This window comes from Nitratireductor sp. CH_MIT9313-5, assembly GCF_037029545.1.
GTDB lineage: Bacteria > Pseudomonadota > Alphaproteobacteria > Rhizobiales > Rhizobiaceae > Chelativorans.
On record NZ_JAYMER010000011.1, the window covers coordinates 229,114 to 253,584 of the forward strand.

General features: G+C 60.1%; 20 protein-coding genes. 5 read left to right on the forward strand and 15 right to left on the reverse strand.

The features are described from left to right. The first annotated feature begins 35 nt into the window (after positions 1-35). Positions 36-839 (forward strand): 2-(1,2-epoxy-1,2-dihydrophenyl)acetyl-CoA isomerase PaaG, encoded by an 804-nt coding sequence (paaG, locus tag WA367_RS05165; RefSeq protein WP_336055724.1) that lies wholly within the window; start codon positions 36-38, stop codon positions 837-839. 3 nt (positions 840-842) lie between these two features. On the opposite strand, the gene WA367_RS05170 is transcribed toward paaG, so the two are convergent. Beyond that, the gene (locus WA367_RS05170; protein ID WP_336055725.1) at positions 843-1,313 is read right to left on the reverse strand and encodes an SRPBCC family protein; all 471 of its coding nucleotides are present in this window, start codon (positions 1,311-1,313) and stop codon (positions 843-845) included. 170 nt (positions 1,314-1,483) lie between these two features. Here WA367_RS05170 and chrA point away from each other — a divergent pair, with 170 nt between their 5' ends. After that, a complete protein-coding gene (chrA, locus tag WA367_RS05175; RefSeq protein ID WP_336055726.1) occupies positions 1,484-2,701 on the forward strand; it encodes a chromate efflux transporter in 1,218 nt (405 codons plus the stop codon). Here the strand turns inward: chrA and pdxR are convergent. Continuing rightward, positions 2,698-4,191 (reverse strand): MocR-like pyridoxine biosynthesis transcription factor PdxR, encoded by a 1,494-nt coding sequence (pdxR, locus tag WA367_RS05180; protein ID WP_336055727.1) that lies wholly within the window; start codon positions 4,189-4,191, stop codon positions 2,698-2,700. The two genes, chrA and pdxR, sit on opposite strands and share 4 nt — an antisense overlap. A gap of 160 nt (positions 4,192-4,351) precedes the next feature. On the opposite strand from pdxR, the gene pgi reads away from it, so the two are divergent. Then, the gene (gene pgi / locus WA367_RS05185) at positions 4,352-5,989 is read left to right on the forward strand and encodes a glucose-6-phosphate isomerase (protein ID WP_442935543.1); all 1,638 of its coding nucleotides are present in this window, start codon (positions 4,352-4,354) and stop codon (positions 5,987-5,989) included. A 354-nt stretch (positions 5,990-6,343) separates the two neighbouring features. On the opposite strand, the gene WA367_RS05190 is transcribed toward pgi, so the two are convergent. From WA367_RS05190 to WA367_RS05210, 5 genes are all read right to left on the reverse strand, one after another. Continuing rightward, positions 6,344-7,171 (reverse strand): ABC transporter ATP-binding protein, encoded by an 828-nt coding sequence (locus tag WA367_RS05190; protein ID WP_336055729.1) that lies wholly within the window; start codon positions 7,169-7,171, stop codon positions 6,344-6,346. After that, positions 7,171-8,034 (reverse strand): ABC transporter ATP-binding protein, encoded by an 864-nt coding sequence (locus tag WA367_RS05195; protein ID WP_336055730.1) that lies wholly within the window; start codon positions 8,032-8,034, stop codon positions 7,171-7,173. Before WA367_RS05195 ends, WA367_RS05190 begins: the two co-directional genes overlap by 1 nt. Before the next feature lies 1 nt (position 8,035). Then, on the reverse strand, positions 8,036-8,965 hold the full coding sequence (locus WA367_RS05200) for an ABC transporter permease subunit (RefSeq protein ID WP_244444555.1): 930 nt from the start codon (positions 8,963-8,965) through the stop codon (positions 8,036-8,038). A 3-nt stretch (positions 8,966-8,968) separates the two neighbouring features. Then, positions 8,969-9,973, reverse strand: coding sequence for an ABC transporter permease subunit (locus tag WA367_RS05205; RefSeq protein ID WP_336055731.1), 1,005 nt, complete (start codon positions 9,971-9,973; stop codon positions 8,969-8,971). A gap of 62 nt (positions 9,974-10,035) precedes the next feature. Next, a complete protein-coding gene (locus WA367_RS05210) occupies positions 10,036-11,631 on the reverse strand; it encodes an ABC transporter substrate-binding protein (protein WP_336055732.1) in 1,596 nt (531 codons plus the stop codon). 199 nt (positions 11,632-11,830) lie between these two features. Between WA367_RS05210 and WA367_RS05215 the strand changes: the two genes are divergently transcribed. Together WA367_RS05215 and WA367_RS05220 are read left to right on the forward strand one after the other, a co-directional pair. Next, the gene (locus WA367_RS05215) at positions 11,831-12,382 is read left to right on the forward strand and encodes a DUF924 family protein (protein WP_336055733.1); all 552 of its coding nucleotides are present in this window, start codon (positions 11,831-11,833) and stop codon (positions 12,380-12,382) included. 173 nt (positions 12,383-12,555) lie between these two features. Further along, positions 12,556-14,598 carry a long-chain-fatty-acid--CoA ligase gene (locus WA367_RS05220; protein WP_336055734.1) on the forward strand — a complete coding sequence of 681 codons (2,043 nt, stop codon included), beginning with the start codon at positions 12,556-12,558 and terminating at the stop codon, positions 14,596-14,598. 76 nt (positions 14,599-14,674) lie between these two features. Here WA367_RS05220 and WA367_RS05225 read toward each other — a convergent pair whose 3' ends face one another. The 8 genes from WA367_RS05225 to WA367_RS05260 all read right to left on the reverse strand — a co-directional run bounded on the left by WA367_RS05225 (position 14,675) and on the right by WA367_RS05260 (position 24,062). Next, a complete protein-coding gene (locus WA367_RS05225; RefSeq protein WP_336055735.1) occupies positions 14,675-15,112 on the reverse strand; it encodes a universal stress protein in 438 nt (145 codons plus the stop codon). Positions 15,113-15,123: 11 nt separating this feature from the next. After that, positions 15,124-16,407: a TRAP transporter large permease gene (locus WA367_RS05230; RefSeq protein ID WP_336055736.1), complete on the reverse strand. Its 1,284-nt coding sequence runs from the start codon at positions 16,405-16,407 to the stop codon at positions 15,124-15,126. Between the two features lie 9 nt (positions 16,408-16,416). Next, a complete protein-coding gene (locus WA367_RS05235; protein ID WP_336055737.1) occupies positions 16,417-17,046 on the reverse strand; it encodes a TRAP transporter small permease in 630 nt (209 codons plus the stop codon). A gap of 68 nt (positions 17,047-17,114) precedes the next feature. Further along, on the reverse strand, positions 17,115-18,131 hold the full coding sequence (locus tag WA367_RS05240) for a TRAP transporter substrate-binding protein (RefSeq protein ID WP_336055738.1): 1,017 nt from the start codon (positions 18,129-18,131) through the stop codon (positions 17,115-17,117). 484 nt (positions 18,132-18,615) lie between these two features. Continuing rightward, positions 18,616-20,241 carry an ABC transporter ATP-binding protein gene (locus tag WA367_RS05245; RefSeq protein WP_336055739.1) on the reverse strand — a complete coding sequence of 542 codons (1,626 nt, stop codon included), beginning with the start codon at positions 20,239-20,241 and terminating at the stop codon, positions 18,616-18,618. 13 nt (positions 20,242-20,254) lie between these two features. Next, positions 20,255-21,394, reverse strand: coding sequence for an ABC transporter permease (locus WA367_RS05250; protein ID WP_336055740.1), 1,140 nt, complete (start codon positions 21,392-21,394; stop codon positions 20,255-20,257). Then, positions 21,387-22,310: an oligopeptide ABC transporter permease OppB gene (gene oppB / locus WA367_RS05255; protein ID WP_036484606.1), complete on the reverse strand. Its 924-nt coding sequence runs from the start codon at positions 22,308-22,310 to the stop codon at positions 21,387-21,389. Before oppB ends, WA367_RS05250 begins: the two co-directional genes overlap by 8 nt. 162 nt (positions 22,311-22,472) lie before the next feature. Continuing rightward, a complete protein-coding gene (locus tag WA367_RS05260) occupies positions 22,473-24,062 on the reverse strand; it encodes a peptide ABC transporter substrate-binding protein (protein WP_336055741.1) in 1,590 nt (529 codons plus the stop codon). Positions 24,063-24,471: the final 409 nt, after the last annotated feature.

Genomic DNA, 24,471 nt, shown 5'->3' on the forward strand with positions numbered 1-24,471 from the left:
CATCTAGATCTTCCGATTTCCCAGGGAGGCACGGCATGGCGACGCAGGAGACGGTACTTTTCGAGCGCAGGGAGGCAGTAGCGCTCGTCACCCTCAATCGCCCGGACCGCTTGAACGCATTCAACGAGGCGCAACATCTGGCCCTCTGCCAGGCTTTGGAGGCCTGCGCCGCGGACGACAGCTGCCGCGCGATAGTTCTGACCGGGGCAGGGAGAGGGTTCTGTGCTGGACAGGACCTTTCCGAGCGAGACCCGGCCATGCTGGGCGACAGTCCCGATCTCGGTCGCACGATAGAGCAGTTCTACAATCCGCTTGTTCGCCAAATCCGCGACCTACCCAAGCCGGTCATCTGTGCGGTCAATGGCGTGGCTGCCGGGGCCGGCGCGAATATCGCGCTCGCTTGCGACATCGTTTTGGCGGCGCGGTCTGCCCGTTTCATCCAGGCCTTTGCCAAAATCGCGCTTGTTCCCGATTCCGGCGGTACCTGGTTCCTGCCGCGCCTTTTAGGCGAAGCGCGTGCGAAAGCGCTTGCGCTGACAGGCGATGCACTGGACGCGCAAAAAGCCGCAGACTGGGGGCTTATCTGGGACGTCGTGGAGGATGACCGGCTAATGGATGAAGCGCTGGCACTGGCCGACAGGCTCTCGCATGGCCCCACCCACACCTATGGCCTTATAAAGAGGGGCATACACGCAGCCGCGGCCAATCCATTGGAGGCGCAGCTTGATCTGGAGCGTGAGTTGCAGCGTGAGGCCGGGCGCTCACAGGATTATCGAGAGGGCGTCAGCGCGTTCCTGGAAAAGCGCGCACCTGAATTCACCGGAACTGCGAAGCGTTGAGCATCACACGGCTTCTTCGGCCGGTTTTCCGCTGACGCATTCGTTGAAGTCGGAGAAGAATTGCGCGGCCAGCTTCTTCGATGTTGACTGGATGAGGCGGCTGCCGAGCTGTGCCATCTTCCCCCCGACATCGGCCTTGGCCGTGTAGGAAAGGATGGTTGCCTCCGGACCGTCCTCCTCAAGGGAGACATCAGCGCCACCCTTGGCAAAGCCGGCGACCCCGCCTTTGCCCTCGCCGGAGATCGTGTAGGAGTGCGGCGGGTTGAGGTTGGTCAGTTCCACCGCGCCGTTGAACTTGGCCTTGATCGGCCCGATCTTAAGCGAGACAGTCGCGGCAAATTCGGTGTCGGATTTCTTTTCCAGATCCTGGCAGCCGGGGATGCACTGCTTGAGAACCTCAGGATCATTCAGCGCCTCCCAAACCTTCTGGACCGGCGCCTCGATGCGTTCCTGACCTTCGATCTCCATTGCCATGACAGTCTCCTCACCTTCGCGTCCTGTTCTGGCTATCGCAGCGTTGTCCTCTTGTCCATCAGCCTTGCCTGCAAGAGGTGGCGTGAAATAGTCCTGTCATGGAACAAGGCTATGGCCGGCCCTCAACCTGAGCCGGCATATCAGACCGGGCGAGTGACTGGGGGAGTCAGATGGAAGCTGCCGTTGAAGCAGAGCGCGATGCAGGCAAGGGTACTGCGGTGGAGGTATTCACGGCTTTCCTGAAGCTTGGCCTGACCTCCTTCGGCGGTCCGATCGCGCATCTTGGCTATTTCCGCGATGAACTGGTCAAGCGCCGCGCCTGGCTTACCGATGAAGCCTATGCGGAGCTGGTGGCACTGTGCCAGTTTCTCCCCGGACCGGCCTCAAGCCAGGTGGGCTTCGGCCTTGGCCTGCAGCGCGCCGGGGCACTCGGTGGGTTTGCTGCCTGGACCGCTTTCACACTCCCCTCCGCGCTTTTTCTTGTCCTGTTCGCCTTCATGGCAGAAAGTCTTCAGGGGCCGCTGGGGCAGGGCCTCGTTCATGGGTTGAAGCTGGTTGCCGTCGCCATCGTTGCGCATGCATTGTTGGGCATGGCGCGCTCGCTCTGCCCCGACAGGCCGCGTGCGGCGATTGCGCTGGCCGCCCTCGCGCTCGTTGCGATCACAACCAGCGCCTTTGGACAGGTTGTGGCCATACTACTGGGCGCTGCAGCCGGTATGGCTGTGCTGGGGCGCAAACAAGACGCTGGCGCAGCTGCATTGAGCTTCCCCGTTAGCCGGCTGGCTGGCATCATCGCGCTCAGCCTCTTTGCCCTTCTCCTCATCGGCCTGCCGCTGTTGCACGGAGCAAGCGACGGTGGCTTCGTTCAATTGGCTGATATCTTCTACCGCGCAGGCGCGCTTGTGTTCGGTGGCGGGCATGTCGTGTTGCCGCTTCTGCAGGAAAGCACGGTTCAACAGGGCCTTGTTTCCGCGGATGCATTTCTTGCAGGCTATGGTGCAGCGCAGGCCGTTCCCGGCCCGCTATTCACCTTCGCCGCCTACCTTGGAGCCGTAATGGAGACTACCCCGACGGGACCCGCCGGAGCCGCCATTGCACTCGTATTCATCTTCTTGCCGGGATTGCTTCTGCTTGTCGGCGTCTTGCCCTTCTGGGCGTCTATCCGGCAATACCCGCTGGCGGCCTCTGCCATAAAGGGCGCCAATGCCGCTGTTGTAGGCATTCTTGCCGCGGCCCTTTACGACCCGGTTTTCGCCGCAGGCGTGCTGTCGCCGCTGGACTTTGCCGTTGCAGCGACAGCCTTCATGCTGCTCACGCTGTGGAAGCTTCCGCCTTGGGTGGTGGTCATCTTCTGCGCAGCTGCGGGCGTGGTGATGGCGGCCGTCTAGGCCGCCACCGAACGTCGGTTCGCCACCGCCGCCAATTCGCGGATACCCGGCTCGATCTGCTGCAGCGCAATCGATGAAATGCCAAGTCGCATATAGGGCGAGGAGCGTTCAGGTCCGTCGAAGAAGCGCGGACCCGGTTCCACAAGCACGCTGCGCTGGGCCGCCGCTTTCGCGATCGCCTCGGTATCAGTGCCGGGTGGGCCCTGCAGCCAGAGTGAAGTGCCGCCTCTCACATCGCAGGCGCTCCACTCAGGCATATAGGTGTGGATCGCTTCCAGCACCTTCTCCCGCCGTTCCTCGAAGGCCGAGGACAAGCGGCGCACAAGTGCGTCGTGGTGGCCGAGCGACAGGAACAGGGCCACGGCACGCTGGTTGTTTGCAGGCGGATGGCGCAGCATGAAGCGGCGCAACGCGCGCAATTCGGCAACCAGATCGGCCGGTGCCACGATATAGCCGAGGCGCAGGCCTGGTGCGAGCGTCTTGGACATTGAGCCGACATAGATGACGCGGCCCGTATGATCGAGGCCTTTCAAGGCCTCCTGCGGCGTTTCATCGGCAAGCTGGCTGTCATAATCATCCTCGATGACAACCCAGTCGTTTTCCTCCGCGCGTGCCAGGAGCGCCTCGCGCCGTGCGCGGCTGAGCGGGACCATGGTCGGGCAATGATGGCTCGGCGTCGTGAAGACGAAGTCGGCATCCTGCGGGATGGCCTCGACATCAATTCCTTCCTGATCGACCGGGACGGGCAGCGTCTCGGCGCCGGCCAGGCGGAAGATGGAGCGCGCATCCGGATATCCCGGATTTTCCATCGCCACCCGCGCGCCGCGCATCATCAGAAGCGTGGAGAGCATGTAGAGCGCATGCTGCGCACCCAGGGTGACGATGATCTCGTCGGGATTGGCGAAAATGCCACGCCGCGGCAAAAGCCGGGCCTGGATCTGCTCGATCAGAAGCGGATCATCCTTGTCGACCATGTCGGCCGCCCAGTTTCGGATTTCCAGAACCGCCAGCGCCATGCGGTTGCATTCGCGCCATTCCGCCGTCGGGAAGAGTGCCGGGTCAAACTGCCCGTAAACAAACGGGTAGGAATACTGCATCCAGTCGCCGTGCTTCATGCCTTCAGGCATGTCGGATGCAAAGACCTGGCGACGCGCCTTCCAGTCGATCTGGCCGGTTTTCTTCGGTCCCTTGCGGGCGGCACGGGGCGGTGAGGCCAACACTTCCGGATTGACGAAGTGACCGCGGCGTTCACGCGCGATCAGGAAACCCTGGTCCACAAGCTGCTGGAAAGCCAGCACCACGGTGCCACGCGCCACGCCCAGCTTGTCCGCAAGGATGCGGCAGGATGGCAATGGCATGGACGGCGCAATCTGGCGGTCCAGAATGGCGGAAACGATGGCCTGACGGATCTGCGCCTGCAGTGTCTGTCCGGAATCGGGGGAAATTTTGAAGAGCCCTGCCCACAGGGCCGTGTCATTTCTTGTTGGCATATCAAACCTCTCGCGGGCGGATGCTATATATGCCTTACTAAATTCGCAAGCCTGGACCAAAGAATTGCACCAAAACCCTTATATCATATAGCTTTGGCTGCGCTTCACATTTGCAGCACCGCGCCCTAGATTGCCGCCGAACCGTCAGGAGAGGTTGTTGATGAGCGCGTATGAAGCTGCACTGGAAGCCCTGAAAGAACACGCCAAGGCGATTGCCGGCTTCGATCTGCGAGACGCCTTTGCGAAAGATCGGGATCGATTCGCGCGTTATTCAGCCAGCCTTGATGATCTGCTTCTGGACTATTCCAAGTGCGCCGTGACCGAGGAGACGCTCGATCACCTTGTGAAGCTCGCGCAGGCTGCGGGGCTTGCCGAGCGCCGCGAGGAAATGTTTTCCGGCAAGCACATCAACATGACCGAAGACCGTGCCGTGCTTCACACTGCCCTGCGTGCCGGCGCCGACAGCGCCATCAAGGTGGACGGGCAGGATATCTCGCGCGACGTCGAGGCCGTGCTTCAGGCGATGTCGAAATTCGCCGAAGCAGTGCGCTCCGGCAGCATCAAGTCTGCCAGCGGCAAGCCCTTCACCGATGTGGTGAATATCGGCATTGGTGGCTCCGATCTCGGGCCCGCCATGGCGACACTGGCACTCGCACCCTTCCACGACGGGCCGCGCCTTCACTATGTCTCCAATGTCGATGGAGCGCACATCGCCGATACGTTGAAGGATCTTGATCCGGCCACGACCCTTTTCATTGTCGCCTCCAAGACATTCACCACAATCGAGACCATGACCAATGCCCGCACCGCGCGGGACTGGATCGCCAGATCGCTGGGCGAGGATGCTGTCAGTGCGCATTTCGCAGCCGTTTCCACGGCGCTCGACAAGGTGGCCGATTTCGGTATCGATCAGGACCGCATTTTCGGCTTCTGGGACTGGGTCGGCGGGCGCTATTCGCTTTGGTCGGCAATCGGCCTTCCGATAATGATTGCTGTGGGAGCGGACAATTTCCGAAAGATGCTGGAAGGCGCGCGTGATCTCGACACGCATTTCAGGCAGGCACCGATGCGCGAAAACCTTCCCGTTCTGCTTGGCCTGATCGGTTTCTGGCACCGCGTTGCACGCGGCTATCCTGCACGCGCGGTCATCCCCTACGACCAGCGTCTGGCACGCCTGCCGGCCTATCTCCAGCAGCTCGACATGGAATCGAATGGCAAGCGCGTGCGCCTCGATGGTTCCGATGCCGTGACGCCGACCGGTCCGCTTGTCTGGGGCGAGCCCGGCACCAATGGCCAGCACGCCTTCTTCCAGCTTCTGCATCAGGGCACGGATGTCATTCCTGTAGAATTCATCCTCGCCGCCAAGGGGCACGAGCCGGAACTGAAGCACCACCACGACCTGCTCATCGCCAACTGTCTTGCGCAATCGGAGGCCTTGATGAAAGGCCGCACGCTGGAAGAGGCCCGCGCGCAGCTGCGGACCAAGGGCATGGACGCCGAAAAAATCGAGAAGATTGCTCCCCACCGCGTTTTCCCTGGCAACCGTCCCTCGCTCACCATCCTCTACGAGACGCTCGACCCTTATTCCTTCGGTCGCCTCATCGCCCTCTACGAGCACCGGGTCTTCGTCGAAGGTGTTCTCTTCGGCATCAACTCCTTCGATCAGTGGGGCGTCGAACTCGGCAAGGAACTCGCCACCGAACTCCAGCCGGTCGTCGAGGGGAAGAAGTCAGCGGATGACCGCGATGCCTCGACCGCCGGCCTCGTCGCGCAGGTAAAGGCGCTGCGGGAGCGGTGAGTAGCGAGTAGTGAATAGCGAATAGTGAGTAGTGGTGCGCTCCAGCGCAAGCGTCATCCCGGCCGAGCAAAGCGAGAGCCGGGACCTATTGAGAGGCGCGGCCGCTCACCGCAGCAAGAGCCGTCGGTTCTGAATTGTGCCCTGGCGAGATCCAGGCCGCGCCCTGTGCGTCCATCCAACAGGTCCCGGATAGCCCGCGGCTTCCGGGATGACGCTGCACGCTGCGCTTACGCTCCCGCTAGTTTTCCGGAAGACGCGCCCGCATATCCACGCCTGATCTCCCCCCTTTGAGGGGGAGATGCCTGGCAAGCCAGAGGGGGGGGGTGTGCTTGGCACTGCCGACCAAGGAAATGATCAAGCAGCCTTTGCCGCGATCCGCTTCCTGATGCTCTCCACATCCGCCCGTGGCGTCGCGGCGAACAGCGTCTTCGTGTATTCGTGCTGAGGGTTGGAGAACACGGCGTCGCGCGTGCCATATTCCACCGCTTCGCCGAAATACATCACCATCACTTCGTCAGCGATATATTTCACGACCGAGAGATCGTGGCTGATGAAGACGAAGGTCAAGCCGAACTCGTCCTGGAGGTCGGCGAGCAGGTTGAGCACCTGTGCCTGCACCGAGAGATCGAGGGCCGAAACAGGCTCGTCGAGCACCAGCAGACGCGGATTGAGCATGAGCGCGCGCGCAATGGCGATGCGCTGACGCTGACCCCCGGAGAACATGTGCGGATAGCGGTTGAAGTGTTCGGGCTGCAGCCCGACCTTCAACAGCATCTGCATGGCACGTTCGCGACGTTCGGCCGCCGGCACATTATCGTTGATGATCAGCGGCTCCATGAGCACGTCGCCGATCTTCTGCCGCGGATTGAGCGAACCATAGGGGTTCTGGAAGACGATCTGCACCTTGCGGCGCATCTCGGAGGTAAGCCCGGCCTTGGTGATGTCGACCGGCTGGCCGTCGATCAAAAGCTCGCCGCTGGTCGGCGCATCGATCATGGTGATGATGCGGGCAAGCGTGGACTTGCCGCAGCCGGATTCGCCCACAATGGCGAGCGTCTTGCCCTTTTCCAGCTTCAGGTCGATGCCCTTGAGTGCATGGATGGTCTTCTGCTTGGAAAACAGACCACCGCCCACATGGTAGTCGCGGGTAATGCCGCGGGTTTCGAGAACGATTTCGCTCATCACTGTGCTCCCTCGGCGGGTGCCTCTTCGAAGTTGAAGTCGGAGACGGTCGGCAGGCGGTCGCCGGTGGCATTCTCGGGCAGGGCTGAGAGAAGGGCACGCGTGTAATTGCTCTTCGGGTTCTCGAAGAGCGAAAGCACGTCGGCTTCTTCCATCTTGCGGCCCTTGTACTGCACGATCACGCGGTCGGCGGTCTCGGCCACAACACCCATGTCATGGGTAATCATGATCATGCCCATGCCCTTCTCCTCCTGGATGGAAACGAGAAGATCGAGGATCTGCTTCTGGATCGTCACATCGAGTGCGGTGGTCGGCTCGTCGGCGATGAGCAGCTTGGGATTGCAGGCAATCGCCATGGCAATCATCACGCGCTGACACTGCCCGCCCGACATCTGGTGCGGATAGGCGTTGAGCCGATCCCCCGCATTTGGCAGGCCCACCGACTGGAACAGCTCCACCGTGCGGTCACGCCGCTGGCGGCTGTTGAGATTGGTGTGCATCTTCAGCGTCTCGTCGATCTGGTAGCCGACGGTGAAGCAGGGGTTCAGACTTGCAATCGGCTCCTGGAAGATCATGGCAATGTCCTTGCCAACGATCCTGCGGCGCTCCGACGGCGACAGATTGAGGATGTCGCGGCCCTGAAAGCGCATGGCATCGGCCGTCACGCGCGCCGTCCAGGGCAGAAGGCCCATGACGGCCAGCATCGAGACCGATTTGCCGGAGCCCGATTCACCCACGATTGCCAGTACCTCGCGCTGGTCGACATGAAGCGACACGCCATTGACGGCGCGAAGCACGCCCCCTGCGGTATCGAATTCGACGGTGAGGTTCTCGATTTCGAGAAGATGTCCGTTGTCAGCCATGTCAGGACCTCTTCAGCTTGGGATCGAGCGCGTCGCGAAGACCGTCGCCCATGAGGTTGATGGCAAGCACCGTGACAAGGATCGCGATGCCGGGGAAGGTGACGACCCACCAGGCGCGCAGAATGAATTCGCGGGCCTCGGCAAGCATGGTGCCCCATTCCGGCGTCGGCGGCTGCGCACCCATGCCAAGGAAGCCGAGTGCTGCTGCATCCAGAATTGCCGTGGAGAAGGAGAGCGCTGCCTGCACGATAAGCGGTGCGGTGCAGTTGGGCAGGATGGTCTTGAACATCAGCCGGATGTTCGACGCACCTGCCACGCGCGCGGCGGTCACATAGTCGCGACCCTTCTCGCTCATGACCGCTGCACGGGTGAGGCGCACATAATGCGGCTGCTGCACCAACGCGATGGCGATCATCGCATTGACGAGGCCTGGTCCCAGAATGGCAACGAGCACGAGCGCCAGAAGCAGGGACGGAAAGGCCAGGATAATGTCCATGGCGCGCATGATGACGGTATCGACCGCACCACGGAAATAGCCGGCAATCAGGCCGATGAAAATACCGACGGACACGGCCACCGACACGACGACCACGCCGATGAAGAGCGAGAAGCGCGCACCATAGATGAGGCGCGAAAGAAGGTCGCGGCCCACCGCATCCGTGCCAAGAATGAAGGACCAGTTGCCGCCTTCCTGCCAGACGGGCGGCAGAAGGAATGCGCCGCGGTTCTGAACGCTTGGGCTGTGCGGTGCGATCACTGGCGCCAGAAGCGCGATGACCACGATTGCGAGAAACACGTAAAGGCCGATGACCGCACCCTTGTTCTGGCTGAAATAGTACCAGAATTCGGCAAGGCGTGCGCGGCGGGTGACGGCAATCTGCTTGCCGCCTTCAAGGCCGATTGCCGCATTGGCGTCTTTTGCTTGTGACATTGTTCAGTGCCTGATTCTGGGGTTGATCAGACCGTAGAGCACGTCGACGATCAGGTTCACGATCATGATGATGGCGGCGATCAGGAGAAGGCCACCCTGCACTACGGCGTAGTCGCGCTTGAAGACGCTATCCACCATCCACTTGCCGATGCCGGGCCAGGAGAAGATCGTCTCCGTCAGGATGGCGCCGGCAAGCAGCACGCCGACCTGCAGGCCGATGGTGGTAATGACGGGGATGAGTGCGTTGCGCAGCGCGTGAAGGCCGATGACCCGACGCGGCGGCAGGCCCTTGGAACGGGCCGTGCGCACATAGTCCTCGCCCAGCACCTCCAGCATGGCCGAGCGCGTCTGGCGGGCAATGACTGCGAGCGGGATCGTTGCCAGCACGATGGTCGGCAGGATGAGATGCGAAACGGCGGAGGCAAAGGCCCCCTTCTGCCCCGAAAGCAGGCTGTCGATCAGCATGAAGCCGGTCACCTGGGGGAAGAAGTAGAGAAGCGAGATCCGGCCTGAAACGGGCGTCCACTGAAGGATGCCGGAGAACAGGATGATCAGCAGCAGGCCCCACCAGAAGATCGGCATGGAATAGCCGACAAGGGCGGCACCCATCACCGACTGGTCAAGCCACGATCCGCGCCGCACGGCCGCAATCACGCCGACCGGAACGCCAACAGCGATGGCAACGATGATGGCACAGAGCGACAGTTCGATCGTGGCGGGAAAGAGGGTCAGGAATTCCTCGAGAACAGGGCGCTTGGTCACGATTGACGTGCCGAAATCGCCCTGGAGAAGATCAGCCATATAGCTGAAATACTGCATGATTATCGGCTGGTCGAAACCATAGACCGCGCGCAGTTCCTGATAGCGCTCAGCCGACATGCCGCGCTCACCAGCAAGCAGCATGATCGGATCGCCGGGAAGAAGACGAATGAAGGAAAAGGCGACGATGGACACACCGATAAAGGTCGGGATCAACAGCGCCAGCCGGGAAAGAAAAAACCGAAGCATGTACGGCAAAGCCGGCGACAGCTTCTAAGCTGCCGCCGGTTCCTGTCTTAGAGTGAAGTGGCTTACTCGGAGATGTCCACGCCTTCGAAGGAGTGGCCGCCGAGCGGGTCCATCTTGTAGCCGGTGACTTCCTTGCGCATCGGCATGTGAACGACCGAATGGGCGATGGTTGCCCACGGAGCCTCACGCTTGAAGACCTCCTGGGCCTCCATGTAGAGCTCGGCGCGTTCTTCCTGCGTGGAAAGCGTCTTGGCCTTCTGTACGAGGTTGTTGAACTCCTCGTTGCACCACTGTGCACGGTTGGAACCGCCTACAGCGTCGCAGCCGAGCAGAACGGCGAGGAAGTTGTCCGGATCACCATTGTCACCCGTCCAGCCAAGCAGAACCGCACCGTCGCGGTCTTCAGCCTTCGAACGCTCCAGATACTCGCCCCACTCATAGGAGACGATTTCCACATCGACGCCGATCTTGGAGAAGTCTTCCTGGATCAGTTCGGCCATGCGGCGGGCATTCGGGTTGTAGGGACGCTGCACCGGCATTGCCCAGACCTTCATGGAAAGGTCGGAAACACCAGCTTCTTCCAGCATCTTCTTGGCCGCTTCCGGATCGTACGGATCGTCCTGGATCTCGTCGTTATAGGACCACATCGTCGGCGGGATCGGGTTCTTGGCAGCCTGGCCTGCACCCTGGAACACGGCATCAAGGATGGCTTCCTTGTTGATGGCCATGTTCAGCGCCTTGCGCACTTCCGGCTTGTCGAACGGCTCCTGCTTGGTGTTGTAGGCGAGGTAGCCGACATTCAGGCCTTCCTGCTCCATCACCTCGATGTTCTCGTCGTCCTTCAGGCTCTGCACGTCAGCCGGATTCGGGTAAGGCATGACATGGCATTCGCCTGCGAGCAGCTTCTGCTGACGCACGGATGCTTCCGTGGTGATGGCGAAGACGAGATCATCGATCGGCTGCTTGCCGGCCCAGTAGTCCGGATGCGCCTTGTAGCGGATAACCGCATCCGGCTGGTATGCGACGAACTGGAAGGGACCGGTGCCGACCGGCTTCTGGTTCAGGTCGGATTCATTGCCGGCTTCTGCCAGCTTGTCCGCATATTCCTTCGAGAAGATCGACGCGAAGTCCATGGCAAGGTTTGCAATGAACGGAGCTTCCGGACGGGTCAGCTTGAACTTCACCGTATAGTCGTCAACCTTCTCGATGGATTCGAGCAGGTCCGGCATGGACATGGCGTTGAAATATTCCCAGGAAGCGCCTTCAACATAGGAATTGTAGGCATTGTCTTCCTTGAGCTGGCGCTCGAAGGAGAAGATCACGTCATCGGCATTGAAGTCGCGCGACGGGGTGAAATAGTCGGTCGTGTGAAACTTCACGCCTTCGCGAAGCTTGAAGGTGACTTCCAGACCGTCCTCGGAGATCTCCCAGCTTTCAGCCAGACCCGGAACAACTTCCGTGGTGCCGGGCTTGAACTGCACGAGACGGTTGTAAACAGGCTTCGACGAAGCGTCGAAGGTGGTGCCGGCGGTATAGAGCGCCGGGTCAAATCCCTCTGGGCTGCCTTCGGAGCAATAGACGAGTGTCTTGGCTGCTGCAGCGCCACTGAGCATCGTGGCAGCCATGAGTGCAGCCGCAAACGTCAAACGGGTTTTCATCAGGTTTCTCCCTGTAGTTATGTGAGCCGTCCCATCCCGGCTCTTGGAGCGGGCATATAAGCAAAGTTCAATCGAGGTGGGAACTCCCCTTTCTCATTTCGCCGCAACATAATTTCACATATCCTGAATATTGTTGCGCGTGAGAGCGATTGGGTTCAGCCTGTGCCAGCACCAAAAAACCGTCGCGGGAGGACTGCAGATGCAACCTGATTGGAAAGAACGCGTGCTTGAATTCTGGTTCTCCGAACTCACCCCGGACCAATGGTTCAAGACCAGCCAGGAAGTCGATGACACCATCCGGAACCGGTTCGAGCCAACACTTCTGGAATTCGTGGAGAAGCAGCCCGATGAGGTGCGTATGGAGCCCGACGCTGCGCTTGCCGGCATCATTCTGTGCGACCAGTTCCCGCGCAACATCTACCGCAGCACGAGCCGCGCCTTTGCATACGATCCGCTGGCACTGGAGCTTTGCCATCATGCGGTCTCTCGCGGCTTCGACCGAGAACTGGAAACCAAGAAAAAGCAGTTCCTCTACATGCCGCTGATGCATTCGGAAGCGCTGGGGGATCAGGACCGGGCAGTTGAGCTGTTCACCGCCTTGGGCAACGAGAACGCGCGCAAATATGCGGTCGAGCATCGCGATATCATCGCTCGCTTCGGACGTTTTCCACACCGCAACCGCGTGCTTGACCGTGAAAACACCTCTGAGGAGCTTGCTTTTCTGGAAGAGCATGAGGGGTATGGTCAGTAGCATGATCTTCTGCAGGAAGCCCTTGCTACACAAGGGATTCACACCATAAGGTAGTGCCATGAATGCAGGCGCTCTCAGACCTTTAGGGGCAGGTTGTACTTGAAATTTGGGCTTGCATTTTCCCGTTGACGTGTACGTTAAAGTTAGAACATCGTTTTCCAGGGAGGGAAATTTTGGCGAAGTCGAGCGAAACGAAACCTACCAGTGCCCCAAAGACACGGGCGCGAAAGGCACCAGCAAAGCCAGCAGCGGAAGCGGCAAGCTCCGAAGCTGCAAGCGGTGAGGCCACAAAGCCCGCGCGCAAGCGTGCGCCTGCCAAGGCTGCAACGACCACCAAGGCCACCACTGCAGACACAAAGTCGACTTCAGCGCCGAAAGCGACCACCCGGAAGAACAGTTCGGCCAAGACGGGCGCGGCCAAGACGTCCAGCCGCTCCGGCACTGCGAAGACCGCTAGGTCGTCCTCCGCTTCCAAGACAGGTTCGGCGACGAAGAAACCTGCTTCTAAGAAGACTGCAACCACCTCCAAGGCGCCAAAAGGCGCCAGCAGCAATGGCCGGCGACCCTGGCTCGACACCTATCCCGATGTGCTGCCTGCGGAGATCCCGCCATTCACCCACAATTCCATTGGCGAAATGTTGGTGGAAGCCTGTCGCAAACACTCTGACCGCCCTGCCTTCACCTGCATGGGCAAGTCGATCACGTTCTCGGAGTTGGAATCCGCGTCGCGTGATTTCGCCGCCTATCTCCAGTCGCTGGGCCTGAAAAAGGGCGCACGCGTGGCGGTCATGATGCCCAATGTCCTGCAATATCCGGTCGCGATGATGGCCATACTGCGCGCCGGATACACGGTCGTGAATGTCAATCCGCTCTACACGCCGCGCGAGCTTGAGCACCAGCTCAAGGACTCCGGCGCAGAGGCGATCGTCATTCTGGAAAACTTCGCCAAGACCCTGCAGACGGCCATCGGCAACACCGATGTGAAACATGTCGTGGTCACAACCATGGGTGACATGCTTGGCCTGAAGGGCCACATCGTCAATCTTGTGGTTCGCAAGGTCAAGAAGATGGTGCCGTCCTGGCAGCTTCCGGGTCATGTTCCGTTCAAGACGGCGATGAAGAAGGGCGCCAACGCAACCTTCACCAAGCCGGAATGCTCGCTCGAAGACGTGGCATTCCTGCAATATACCGGTGGCACGACTGGCGTCGCCAAGGGGGCAATGCTCACCCATGCCAATGTCATGGCCAATGTGATGCAGAACGAGGCCTGGCTTGAAACCGCCTATATCGATCAGGCGCGGCCCGACCGTTCGATCTATATCTGCGCCTTGCCGCTCTACCATATCTATGCGCTGACGGTGAATGCGCTGATGGGCGTAAAGCTGGGCGCGGAGAACGTGCTGATCCCAAACCCGCGCGATATTCCGGGTTTCGTGAAAGAGCTCAAGAACTACAAGTTCAATGTTTTCCCCGGCCTCAACACGCTCTTCAACGCGCTGCTCAACAATGAGGATTTCCAGAAGCTGGACTTCTCATCGCTGAAGCTGACCTTTGGCGGCGGCATGGCGGTACAGAAAGCCGTGGCCGAGCGCTGGATGAAGCTGACGGGCTGCATGATCGCGGAAGGTTATGGCCTGTCGGAAACCTCGCCTGTCGCAACAGCCAATCTCTTCAACGCGAAGGAGTTCACCGCCACCATCGGCCTGCCGCTTCCCTCCACGGATGTTTCCATCCGCGACGAGGACGGCAAGGAAGTGAAGCAGGGCGACGTGGGCGAGATCTGCATCAAGGGCCCACAGGTCATGGCCGGATACTGGAACCGTCCGGAAGAGACCGCCAAGGTGATGACCACCGACGGTTATTTCCGTTCCGGCGATATGGGCATCATGGACGAGCGCGGCTTCGTGAAGATCGTGGACCGCAAGAAGGACATGATCCTGGTCTCCGGCTTCAACGTCTATCCGAACGAGCTGGAAGACGTCGTTGCAGGCCATCCCAAGGTGCTTGAGGTCGCAGCCGTCGGCGTGCCGGACGAGAAGTCGGGCGAAGTGCCCAAGCTTTTCGTGGTGCGCAAGGATGACAGCCTCACCGAGGAAGAGATCATCGAGTTCTGCCGTGACAAGCTCACCGGCTACAAGCGCCCCCGCCACGTGGAATTCCGTGATGAACTTCCGAAATCCAATGTCGGCAAGATCCTGCGCCGGGAGCTGCGTTAGTCGCTGACATATCCACGTTTCGAAAAAGCCCCGGCATCACTGCCGGGGCTTTTTCATTGAACGCTTGCTGGTCGCTTCAAACCACCATCACGGGACAGTCGGCCAGGCTCGTCACCTTGTGCGAAACGCTGCCGAGCAGATAGCCCTCCAGATCGCCGAGACCGCGGCTGCCGAGCACTATCAGGTCGGCGTCCTTGTCCTTGGCGAATTTCACGATCGTGCGGGCAGGTTGGCCCGCCTTCACAAAGGCGCGGGCGCGAGGGCTTTCATGTTCCAGCGCGTATTGCTTGGCGTGCTCTGCAATCTCCTTGGAATGTTCGCGCAGCACGTCGTCCATGTTGCTTGGATCACTCGCCCGTACCATGGACATCGACTTCTCACGCAGACTGTGATGCCGGTAGACGGTCAGGATCAACAGTTCCGCGTCCGTCGTCTTCTGCATTTCGACGGCAAGCTTCAGCGCCTTGAGCGCGCCTTGCGAGCCGTCAACCGGTACCAGTATCCGTTCGAACATTCTCAGTCCTTCTAGCGGAATGCCAGGTCACGCAGGAAGAGCGCGATCTGCGGGAAGAAGATCAGCGCTGCCGAGACGCAGAGCAGAATGAAGATGAAGGGCGGCGTACCGCGTATCACATCCATGTAGGGCCGCTTGAACACGGCAATCGCCGTGAAGATGTCGCAGCCGAATGGCGGTGTCGCCGAGCCGATAGCCACCTGCAGGGTGATGATCGTGCCAACCAGAACCGGGTCCAGTCCGACATTGTCCACGACGGGCGCGAAGATCGGCACCAGCACGAGGATCACGACGATCGGGTCGACAAACATGCAGCCGATGAAGAAGGCGATTGAGATGACCACGAGAACGCCTATCTGGCCCATCTGGTCGATGCCGATGCCGGCGAGTATCTGCTGGGGGATCTGCGCGAAGGAGATGACCCAGGAGAATGCGGCACCCGCAGCAACGAGGATGAAGACCACCGCCGTGATCAGGCCGGTCGACTTGGCCGTCTTGTAGAGGCCGTGCAGATCAAGTTCGCGGAAAACCACCATCTCCAGGAAGATGGCATAGAGCACACAAACGGCTGCAGCTTCGGTCGGGCTGAAAATGCCGCCATAGATGCCGCCGATGATGATTGCCGGGAAGCCAAGCGGCCACAGCGCCTTTTGCGTCGTGCGCAGGCGCTCGCCCCAGGTTGCTCTTTCTTCGGTCGGCACATTGTTCCGCACGGCGTAGATATAGGAGTAGATCGAGAAGAGCAGCAGGATCAGAAGACCAGGGCCGACACCTGCGATGAAAAGCTCGGAGATCGAGGTATTCGAGACCACGCCATAGATGATCATGCCGATGGATGGCGGGATCAGGAAGGCGATGTCGGAGGAATTGACGATCAGCGCGAGAATGAAGCTGTCATTGTAGCCAGCCTTGAGCATGCGCGGGCGCAACGGCGAACCGATGGCAACCACGGTGGCCTGCGTCGAGCCGGATACGGCGCCGAACATGGTGCAGGCGGCAGCCGTCGAGACCGCCAGGCCGCCACGGATATGCCCGACAAAGGACATGACCATGTCGATGAGGCGCCCGGCAGACTGACCGCGCGTCATGATGTCGGCCGCGAATATGAACATGGGCACCGCGATCAGCGATGCCGGACGAATGCCGGCCATCATCTGCTGGACCATGGTCTCCAGCTGACCAAAGCCACCGAACAGCGTGTAAAATCCGACAAAGGATCCGATGATAAGCGGGATCATCATGGGGAAGCCGAGAAGAAGAAGCACCACCATGATGGAAAAGATCGTTACAGCCATGGTGCGCCCTCAGATCTCGATTTCGTCGTCATCATAGCCCTCGAGCACATTGGTCGAGAGATAGATGTCTTTTTCGATGATGTTCTTGATCGCCGTCAGAATGTACTGCAGGCCCGTCATGAAGAAGCCGATGGGTGCCCAGACATAGATGATCCAGACCGGAATCTGCAGTGAAGGCAGAACGCGCCCGCGATCGTAGAGCGTCATCATGTATTGAGCGGAGTACCAGGCGAGGCCCAACATGAAGACGGCGGTCACCAGCGTGATCGCAATCATCAGCGGCTTGCGCAGCGACGAGGGAAGCGCATCATACATGGCCGACATGCGGATATGGCGGCCATGCCGGGCGGCATAGCTGATGCCCGCAAAGGTGATCAGAACGATCAGGAGCCGGTTCAGCTCTTCAGAGAAGAAAAGACTGCTCTGGAAAACAAAACGGCCCACCACATTGGCGATGGTATTGAGCGCCATCAAAAGCACGCCCGCGGCAAGCAGAACGGATTCGACCTTGCTGATTGCGTTGTCGATCGTACCCAAAAAGCCGGGAAGCTCCGACTTGTAGTCACCGGTATCGGTGTCGTCGGTCGACGTGGTGTCAGTCTGGGACTGAAGCTGGGAATCGTGATGCTGTTTCGACAATGGCGTGATCCCGCTGGAACTCGGACAGAAAAAGCGGGCGCGGCTTGCGCGCCCGCCCCAGTGCAGCCTTACTTGCTCACATTTTCAAGGTCGGCCTTCATCTGGTCGAGAATTTTCTTGCCGCTCTCGCCGGTCATTTCGACGAAAGCTTCCTCAACCGCAGAAGCGGTTTCCTTGAAGGGCTTGCGCTGCTCTTCGTCGAGCACCGTCACCGTGATCTCCGGCTTGGCTTCCTTGATCTTCTCGATGGACTCTTCGTGAAGGCCCTGCTGATACTCAAGAATATGCTCGAAAGCCGCGTCGATGGCGTTGTTGATCATCGTCTGGTCTTCCTCGGACAGACCGTCGAAGAAGTCCTTGTTGGCCATCACCGCAGTGGTGAAGTTGTTGTGGCCGGCACAGGTGATGTAATCGGTAACCTCATACATCTTAGTCGACTCGATGAAGAACATCGGGTTTTCCTGGCCCTGGATGATGTTCGTCTGCAGGCCGCCATAGACCTCGCCCCACGGCAGCGGGGTCGGGGTTGCGCCGAATGCCTGATAGCTTTCAACCAAAAGCGGGTTGGTCATGACGCGGAACTTGACCTCGTTGAGGTCTTCGGGCGACTCCACCGGCTCCTTGGTGGTCATGCAGACTTCGCCCTCGGGGAACATCGTCAGAAGTTCCAGCCCCTGCTCTGCGTAAAGCTCGGGGAACATCTCGTTGATGGCCTTGGAAGTGCGGAAGAACTCGTTGAGCTGTTCCTGGTCCTGCGGCAGCAAGTAAGGCACGAAGAAGACCTGAGCTTCGGGGATCAAAGAGCCGGTGAAGCCCGGCGACTGATCGACGAACTGCAAGATGCCCGACTGGGCCTGTTCCATGATGTCCGCGGATTCGCCGAGCGTGCCATATGGGAAAAGCTGGATCTCGTGGTCGGAATTGGCTTCCACCTCTTCCTTGAACTTCTGGGCGAACACGCCCTGAACCTCGTTCAGCGCTTCTTCGAACGCATAACGCCATGTTTCGGCAGAAGCACTCGCGCTGGTGGCCATTACCGCAACGCCGGCAATGCCCGCCATCAGATAGGATTTGAGTGAAGTCATTCTGCTCTCCTCTGTTGGTAATCGGAAATGTTCTTCGCTTTGAGATAGCGCTCGAGGCTGGAGCCTCCAGCCTAAAAACGCTTCATCTTCCGGCAGGTTTCCTGCCGCACCACGCTTTAGCTGGCAGGGAGCCAGCCCGGGATCGTGGCGAAACCCGGTGTACGCACAGCCAGTCTCGTGCGCTCACGGCCTGCATTGAGGCGGCGCGAGCTGCTGACACTGCGCGATTGGTGGGGGAGGGGGCGCGCGAAACCTGCAGCTGGCGCAACCTTGTAGGCGTTCCGGAGCAAGTGCACCGGATGGCTGGTCGCATCCATGGTTTCGCTAACGAGCAAGCGCCCCTCCTTCTTGGCCTGTTCTGCGTAGACCTTCCCCCTAAACCTGAAACACCGCAGGGGCTGTGTCAAATCGGGAGGCGAAGAAACTGTGGGGCCAGCCGTCCCGGCGCCGCGAAAGCGCCGGGAACAGCTTGCAGTTGCGGCGATCAGGCGCGGCTTTCAGCCTGCCGCTGAAGCACCTCACGCAGCTGGAACGCCGCTTTCATGAGGTCGCGCGTGTACTCGCTCTGCGGATTGTCGAAGACGTCTGCGGTAACGCCTTCCTCCACGACCTGTCCCTGCTTCATCACGATCGTATAGTCGGCCAGCGCCTTTACGACAGCCAGATCGTGGCTGATGAAGATATAGGAGAGGTTGTGGCTTTCCTGGATGTCGCGCAAAAGCGTGATGATCTGCTTCTGCACGGAACGGTCGAGTGCCGAGGTCGGCTCGTCGAGCACGATCACGGTGGGTTTCAGCACCACCGCACGCGCAATGGCAATGCGCTGGCGCTGCCCGCCTGAGAATTCGTGCGGGAAGCGGTTGCGCACCGAACCGTCTAGGCCGACTTCCTCCAGCACTTTCACCGCCACCTCGTTGCGCTCGCGCGCGGACATCTGCGGCTCATGCACCAGAAGCCCCTCTGTGATGATGTCACCGACCGTCATGCGGGGGCTGAGGCTGCCATAGGGGTCCTGGAACACCATCTGCAGGTTTCGCCGATAGGGACGCATGGCGCTGCGGTCGAACCCGCTGATCGGGTTACCCTGATACACCACGCGCCCCTCCGACGGCAGAAGCTGCAGGATGGCACGGCCAAGCGTGGACTTGCCTGAGCCGGACTCACCCACCACACCGATCGTCTGGCCGGCGCGAAGTGCCAGGCTCACATTGTTGACCGCCTTCAGCTCGAAGCCCTTGGAGAAGAGCCCGCCTTTCTGTCCGAAGGTCACACAGACATCCTTGGCGTCCAGCAGAATGGGCGCACTCGAATCCACCGGCGGCTTGGAACCTTCCGGTTCCGCCCCCAGAAGCATCTTCGTGTAGTCCTGCTGCGGACGCTGGAAGATGGCTTCGGTCGGTCCTTCCTCGACAACCTTGCCCTTCTTCATCACATAGACGCGGTCGGCGAAGGCCTCGACGATGGTCAGGTCATGGGTGATGAAGAGAATGGCCATGCCAAGCTTCTTTTGAAGCTCGGCCAGAAGGCCCAGGATCTCCGCCTGGATGGTCACGTCGAGCGCGGTGGTCGGCTCGTCGGCGATCAGGAGGTCGGGATCATTGGCAAGCGCCATGGCAATCATCACGCGCTGGCGTTGCCCGCCCGAAAGCTCGTGCGGATAGGATTTCAGCCGCCGTTCCGGATCGGGAATGTGTACGAGCTTCAACAGCTCCAGAGCCCGCTTGCGCGCTGCCCCGGCCGAAAGCCCGCCGTGGACGCGCAGCGGCTCCGATATCTGGCGCTCGATCGTGTAGAGCGGATCGAGCGAGGTCATCGGCTCCTGGAAGATCATGGTCACCTTCGCGCCACGGATGCGGTTGAGCTGGCGGCGTGGCATGCCGATCAGCTCCTGCCCGCGATACTTCACCGAGCCAGACGCCTTGCCATTGCTGGCAAGCAGCCCCATCGAGGCCATCATGATCTGGCTCTTGCCCGAGCCGGATTCACCCACGACAGCGACCGTCTCGCCTGCGCGCACCTGCATGTCCACCCCGCGCACCGCTTCCACCGTGCCATCGGGTGTGTCGAAGGAAACGCGGATGTCGCGAATGTCGAAGATGGTTTCTTTCATCTGTTCGCTCATGTCAGCGGTCCTTCGGATCAAGCGCGTCACGCAGGCCATCGCCCAGGAAGTTGAGGGCAAAGAGCAGCAGCGTGAGTGCAAGCGAGGGGTAGAGCAGCATGTAGGGCGAGCCGCGCATGTTCTTCGCGCCTTCGGCGATCAGAACACCAAGCGAAGTCAGCGGCTCCTGCACGCCCAGCCCGAGGAAGGACAGGAAGCTTTCAAGCAGGATCACCTTGGGGATCAGGAGCGTCATGTAGATGATGACCGGTCCAAGCGTGTTCGGAATGATATGCCGGCGCAGAATGCCGCCGGAGCGGACACCGAGCGCCTCTGCCGCCTGCACGAATTCGCGTCGGCGCAGCGAGATGGTCTGCCCGCGCACGATGCGCGCCATGTCCAGCCATTCGACCGCACCCACGGCCACGAACATCAAGACGACATTGCGCCCGAAGAACACGACCAGAAGGATGGCGAAGAAGGTGAAGGGCAGCGAGTAGAGAATGTCCACCACCCGCATCATCAGATTGTCGACGCGCCCGCCAAGGAAGCCCGCTGTCGCTCCATAGATGACGCCGATTATGAGCGCCACGCCAGTCGCCAGTGCACCGATCATCAGCGAGATGCGGATGGAAATCAGGATGCGTGAAAACAGGTCGCGGCCATTGGCATCAGTGCCGAAGATGAAGCGCACGCGGCTGACTTCGGCCTCGATGGTAGCCGTCTTCCCGTCTGCACTGGTCTCCACGACCTGCGCATTGGAAAAGAGGTTCGAGCGGTCGAAATAGCGCGTCACGCGCGGGTCGATCTCGCGGCGCGAGGTGGCCACCACACGAAGCGTGTTGCCTTCAACCTCGACGGATTGTGCTTCAAGCCGTGCACGGGACACGAGACTTTCGGCCTCCGGCACGATCTCGTCGTCGCGCGGATAGGCCTCAAGGCTGGCGGGCACCTTTACATATTCCGGATAGACCGTCGCATAGTGGTGCGGCGAGAGCATCGGGCCGAAAATGCCGGCGAAAATGAACAGGACGAGCATGATGAGGCTCGCCATGGCCGCCTTGTTGCGCTTCAGGCGCAGCCAGGCGGTGGCCCAGAGCGAGCGGCCGCGCGGTGTTACGCCGGCTGCCGCCTCGGGCGTGTTTGTTGCGATATCAGTCATAGCGAACCCTCGGGTCCAGGGCGGCATAGAGGAGGTCGACGATCAGATTGAAGACCACCACGAAGACCGCGATGATGATGACGGTGCCCATGACCAGCGTGTAGTCGCGGTTGAGCGCGCCCTGCACGAAGTACCGGCCGATACCGGGCAAACCGAAGATTGTCTCGACAACGACGGAGCCGGTCAGAAGTGCGGCGGCTGCGGGGCCGAGATAGGAGACGACGGGCAGGATCGCCGCGCGCAAGGCATGCACCACGACAATCATCCGCGACGGCAGACCATAGGCGCGTGCGGTGCGCACATGGTCGGAGCGCAAGGCCTCGATCATGGAGCCGCGTGTCAGACGCGCGATGATGGCGATCTGCGGCAGGGCCAGCGTGATGACGGGCAGGACGCGATTGGCGATTGCACCGTCATTCCAGCCACCGGCCGGAAGCATGGAAAGCCAGACGCCGAAGATGAGGGAAAGAACGGGCGCGACAACGAAATTCGGAACGGTAATACCGAAGGTGGCAACCGAGATGACGCCATAGTCAACCCAGGAATTCTGCCGGAGTGCAGCGATGGATCCAAGCAGCGCGCCGAAGAAGAGCGCCACCAAAAGGGCCGTCCCGCCAAGTTGGATCGATACGGGAAGGCCATTGCCCAGAAGCTGCTGAACGGAGAAGTCGCGATAGATGAAGCTGGGGCCAAGATCGCCGCGGAACAGATTGCCCAGATAGCGCAGATATTGTTCCCAAAGCGGCTTGTCGAGATGGAAGACCTTGTTGAGGTTTTCCAGAACCTTGGCTTCAAGCGCGCGCTCGCGGTCGAACGGGCCGCCCGGCGCAATGCGCATGAGAAAGAATGATGCTGTTATGACGAAAAACAGCGTCGGGATCGCGCCCAGAAGGCGGCGAATGACGTAGCCAAACATCGGCTTGCTCTCAAATATGGGCCTGGTGAAGCGCCGTTTGCGCATACGGGCAGGATGGCTCGCTAGCCCCTGCGGATTGTCGAGCGCGTGCCCGATATGGCACCGGCGCCACCTGATCCATGGATCAAAATGGCGCCGGCGCGTTTCACGAGGCTCTCTGGCTTACTCTTCGATGCTCAGGAAACGGGTGGCGTGGACATTCTGAATATTGTCCTCCCAGCCCTTGAGCTTGTTCGAGACGAGCGAATGCGAGGAGTAGAAGAGGATCGGGATGAACGGCATGTCGTTCATGAACATCTCTTCCGCCTCGGCAAGGATCTCTGCACGCTTCTCAAGGTCGGTTTCTGCGGCCGCCCGGTCCATGATCGCGTCATAATCCTTGTTGTCATACTTGGCGTAGTTGAAGCCGGTATTGTCGCTTTCGACCAGGAACAGGAAGTTCTGCGGGTCGGAATAGTCGCCAATCCAGCCGGCACGTGCGATCTGGTAGTCGTCGCTGTCGCGCAGATGTGCGTAGTGAGCCGATGCATCGCGCACATTGTAGGTGATGTTGACGCCAAGCGGCTTCCACATGTCGGCGATGGCGGTCGCCGTGTTCTTGTGGTTCTCCGAGGTGTTGTAGGAGAGTTCGAGCTCCAGCGGCTTGTCGGGGCCGAAGCCGGCTTCCTTCATGAGCTCGATCGCCTTGTCTTCGCGGTCGAGCGGAGACATTTCGGCCCAGTCGGGCTTCGGCGGATTGTCGACATAGTTGGAGATGCCGGGCGGCACCAGCGTGTATGCGGGAAGCATCGAGCCGGACCAGATCTCTTCCGCGATGAATTCGCGGTCGATGGTCATGGCAAGTGCCTGGCGCACGCGATTGTCGGCGAGGGCCTCGTTCTGCGTGTTCAGCGCATAATAATAGGTGCCGAGATAGGGTGGCGTGCGGACCTGGTCGCCCAGACGCTCCTTGATGGAGGCAAGCTGCTCGGTCGGAAGATCGGAGCAGGAATGAACTTCACCAGCTTCGAAGCGGCGCACGCAGGCCGAACGGTCCTCGAAGGGGATCCACTCGATGCGATCGATCTGAACGCTGTCGGCCTCACGGAAATTCTCGTTCTTCTCCATGACGATCTTGTCGTTCACTTCGAAGGAAACGAGCGTGTAGGCACCGTTGGTGACGATGTTTTCCGGCTTCACAAAGTCCGAACCATGCTCTTCGACGGTTGCCTTGTGCACCGGAAGGCCGGTCTGGTGCGTCAGAAGCTCAAGGAAGTAGGGAGTCGGGCGCTCAAGGGTGATCTCGAGCGTGTGCTCGTCGATTGCCTTCACGCCGAGCTCGGAAGGCTCCATCTCGCCCTTGTTAATCGCTTCGGCATTCTTGATCGGATACTGGATCGTGGCGTACTTCGCCCCGGTTTCCGGGTTCTGGATGCGCTGGAAGGAGAAGACGAAATCTTCAGCCGTTACCGGGTCGCCATTGGACCACTTCGCATCTTCGCGCAGCTTGAAGGTGTAAACGGTGCCATCTGCCGACATCTCCCAGCTTTCTGCGACGCCGGGCACAACCTTGGCCTTGGCATCGTAGATCACCAGACCTTCGTAAAGGTCACGCAGAAGATGTGCTTCCGAGACGGTTGAGGTCTTGTGCTGGTCGAGCGTTTCCGGATCGCCGTCATTGCCGCGGACATAGGTCACGGCTGATGCCATGGAGACGCTGGCGAGGATCGCCGCGCCTGTCATCAGACCCCTGATGGATGCCTTAACGAACATGTTCTTCTTACTCCCGCTTGTCGCTTTGCGCGATCATGATTGGTTGGCTCGAAAGGCGCGCTGCCGCTCCCTCGAACAGTCATGTGTTTTATCAGTCCCGAAATTCGGGCCAGTCCTCCACACCTGATCTGTTCTTCTGGAAGGCCGAGAAAGCACTCCGGCGCAGCTGTTGCATGCACGACCCATCACGTTTCGCGCAAAAACATGCGGCAAATGCCGCATCAAACTGCAGGATCAAAGAATGGTTGTCGTCCATTCAGCAGAAAACCTCAGCGGCAGTCTCGGTTCGAGCCGGGTTGAAGCGGGGATTAGGACTCTAAATTACCAATACGTCAAACGCTTTCAGCAGCCGCTGCGGAAGGTGCAACACTTTGTCCTGCTTAAGCGTTTTATGCGAAACAAACTTGCT

What these genes read in the sequence shown, in the direction of transcription:
- paaG (WP_336055724.1), top strand. Translation starts at nt 36, where the DNA reads ATGGCGACGCAGGAGACGGTACTTTTCGAGCGCAGGGAGGCAGTAGCG.
- WA367_RS05170 (WP_336055725.1), bottom strand. Translation starts at nt 1,313, where the DNA reads ATGGCAATGGAGATCGAAGGTCAGGAACGCATCGAGGCGCCGGTCCAG.
- chrA (WP_336055726.1), top strand. Translation starts at nt 1,484, where the DNA reads ATGGAAGCTGCCGTTGAAGCAGAGCGCGATGCAGGCAAGGGTACTGCG.
- pdxR (WP_336055727.1), bottom strand. Translation starts at nt 4,191, where the DNA reads ATGCCAACAAGAAATGACACGGCCCTGTGGGCAGGGCTCTTCAAAATT.
- pgi (WP_442935543.1), top strand. Translation starts at nt 4,352, where the DNA reads ATGAGCGCGTATGAAGCTGCACTGGAAGCCCTGAAAGAACACGCCAAG.
- WA367_RS05190 (WP_336055729.1), bottom strand. Translation starts at nt 7,171, where the DNA reads ATGAGCGAAATCGTTCTCGAAACCCGCGGCATTACCCGCGACTACCAT.
- WA367_RS05195 (WP_336055730.1), bottom strand. Translation starts at nt 8,034, where the DNA reads ATGGCTGACAACGGACATCTTCTCGAAATCGAGAACCTCACCGTCGAA.
- WA367_RS05200 (WP_244444555.1), bottom strand. Translation starts at nt 8,965, where the DNA reads ATGTCACAAGCAAAAGACGCCAATGCGGCAATCGGCCTTGAAGGCGGC.
- WA367_RS05205 (WP_336055731.1), bottom strand. Translation starts at nt 9,973, where the DNA reads ATGCTTCGGTTTTTTCTTTCCCGGCTGGCGCTGTTGATCCCGACCTTT.
- WA367_RS05210 (WP_336055732.1), bottom strand. Translation starts at nt 11,631, where the DNA reads ATGAAAACCCGTTTGACGTTTGCGGCTGCACTCATGGCTGCCACGATG.
- WA367_RS05215 (WP_336055733.1), top strand. Translation starts at nt 11,831, where the DNA reads ATGCAACCTGATTGGAAAGAACGCGTGCTTGAATTCTGGTTCTCCGAA.
- WA367_RS05225 (WP_336055735.1), bottom strand. Translation starts at nt 15,112, where the DNA reads ATGTTCGAACGGATACTGGTACCGGTTGACGGCTCGCAAGGCGCGCTC.
- WA367_RS05230 (WP_336055736.1), bottom strand. Translation starts at nt 16,407, where the DNA reads ATGGCTGTAACGATCTTTTCCATCATGGTGGTGCTTCTTCTTCTCGGC.
- WA367_RS05240 (WP_336055738.1), bottom strand. Translation starts at nt 18,131, where the DNA reads ATGACTTCACTCAAATCCTATCTGATGGCGGGCATTGCCGGCGTTGCG.
- WA367_RS05245 (WP_336055739.1), bottom strand. Translation starts at nt 20,241, where the DNA reads ATGAAAGAAACCATCTTCGACATTCGCGACATCCGCGTTTCCTTCGAC.
- WA367_RS05250 (WP_336055740.1), bottom strand. Translation starts at nt 21,394, where the DNA reads ATGACTGATATCGCAACAAACACGCCCGAGGCGGCAGCCGGCGTAACA.
- oppB (WP_036484606.1), bottom strand. Translation starts at nt 22,310, where the DNA reads ATGTTTGGCTACGTCATTCGCCGCCTTCTGGGCGCGATCCCGACGCTG.
- WA367_RS05260 (WP_336055741.1), bottom strand. Translation starts at nt 24,062, where the DNA reads ATGTTCGTTAAGGCATCCATCAGGGGTCTGATGACAGGCGCGGCGATC.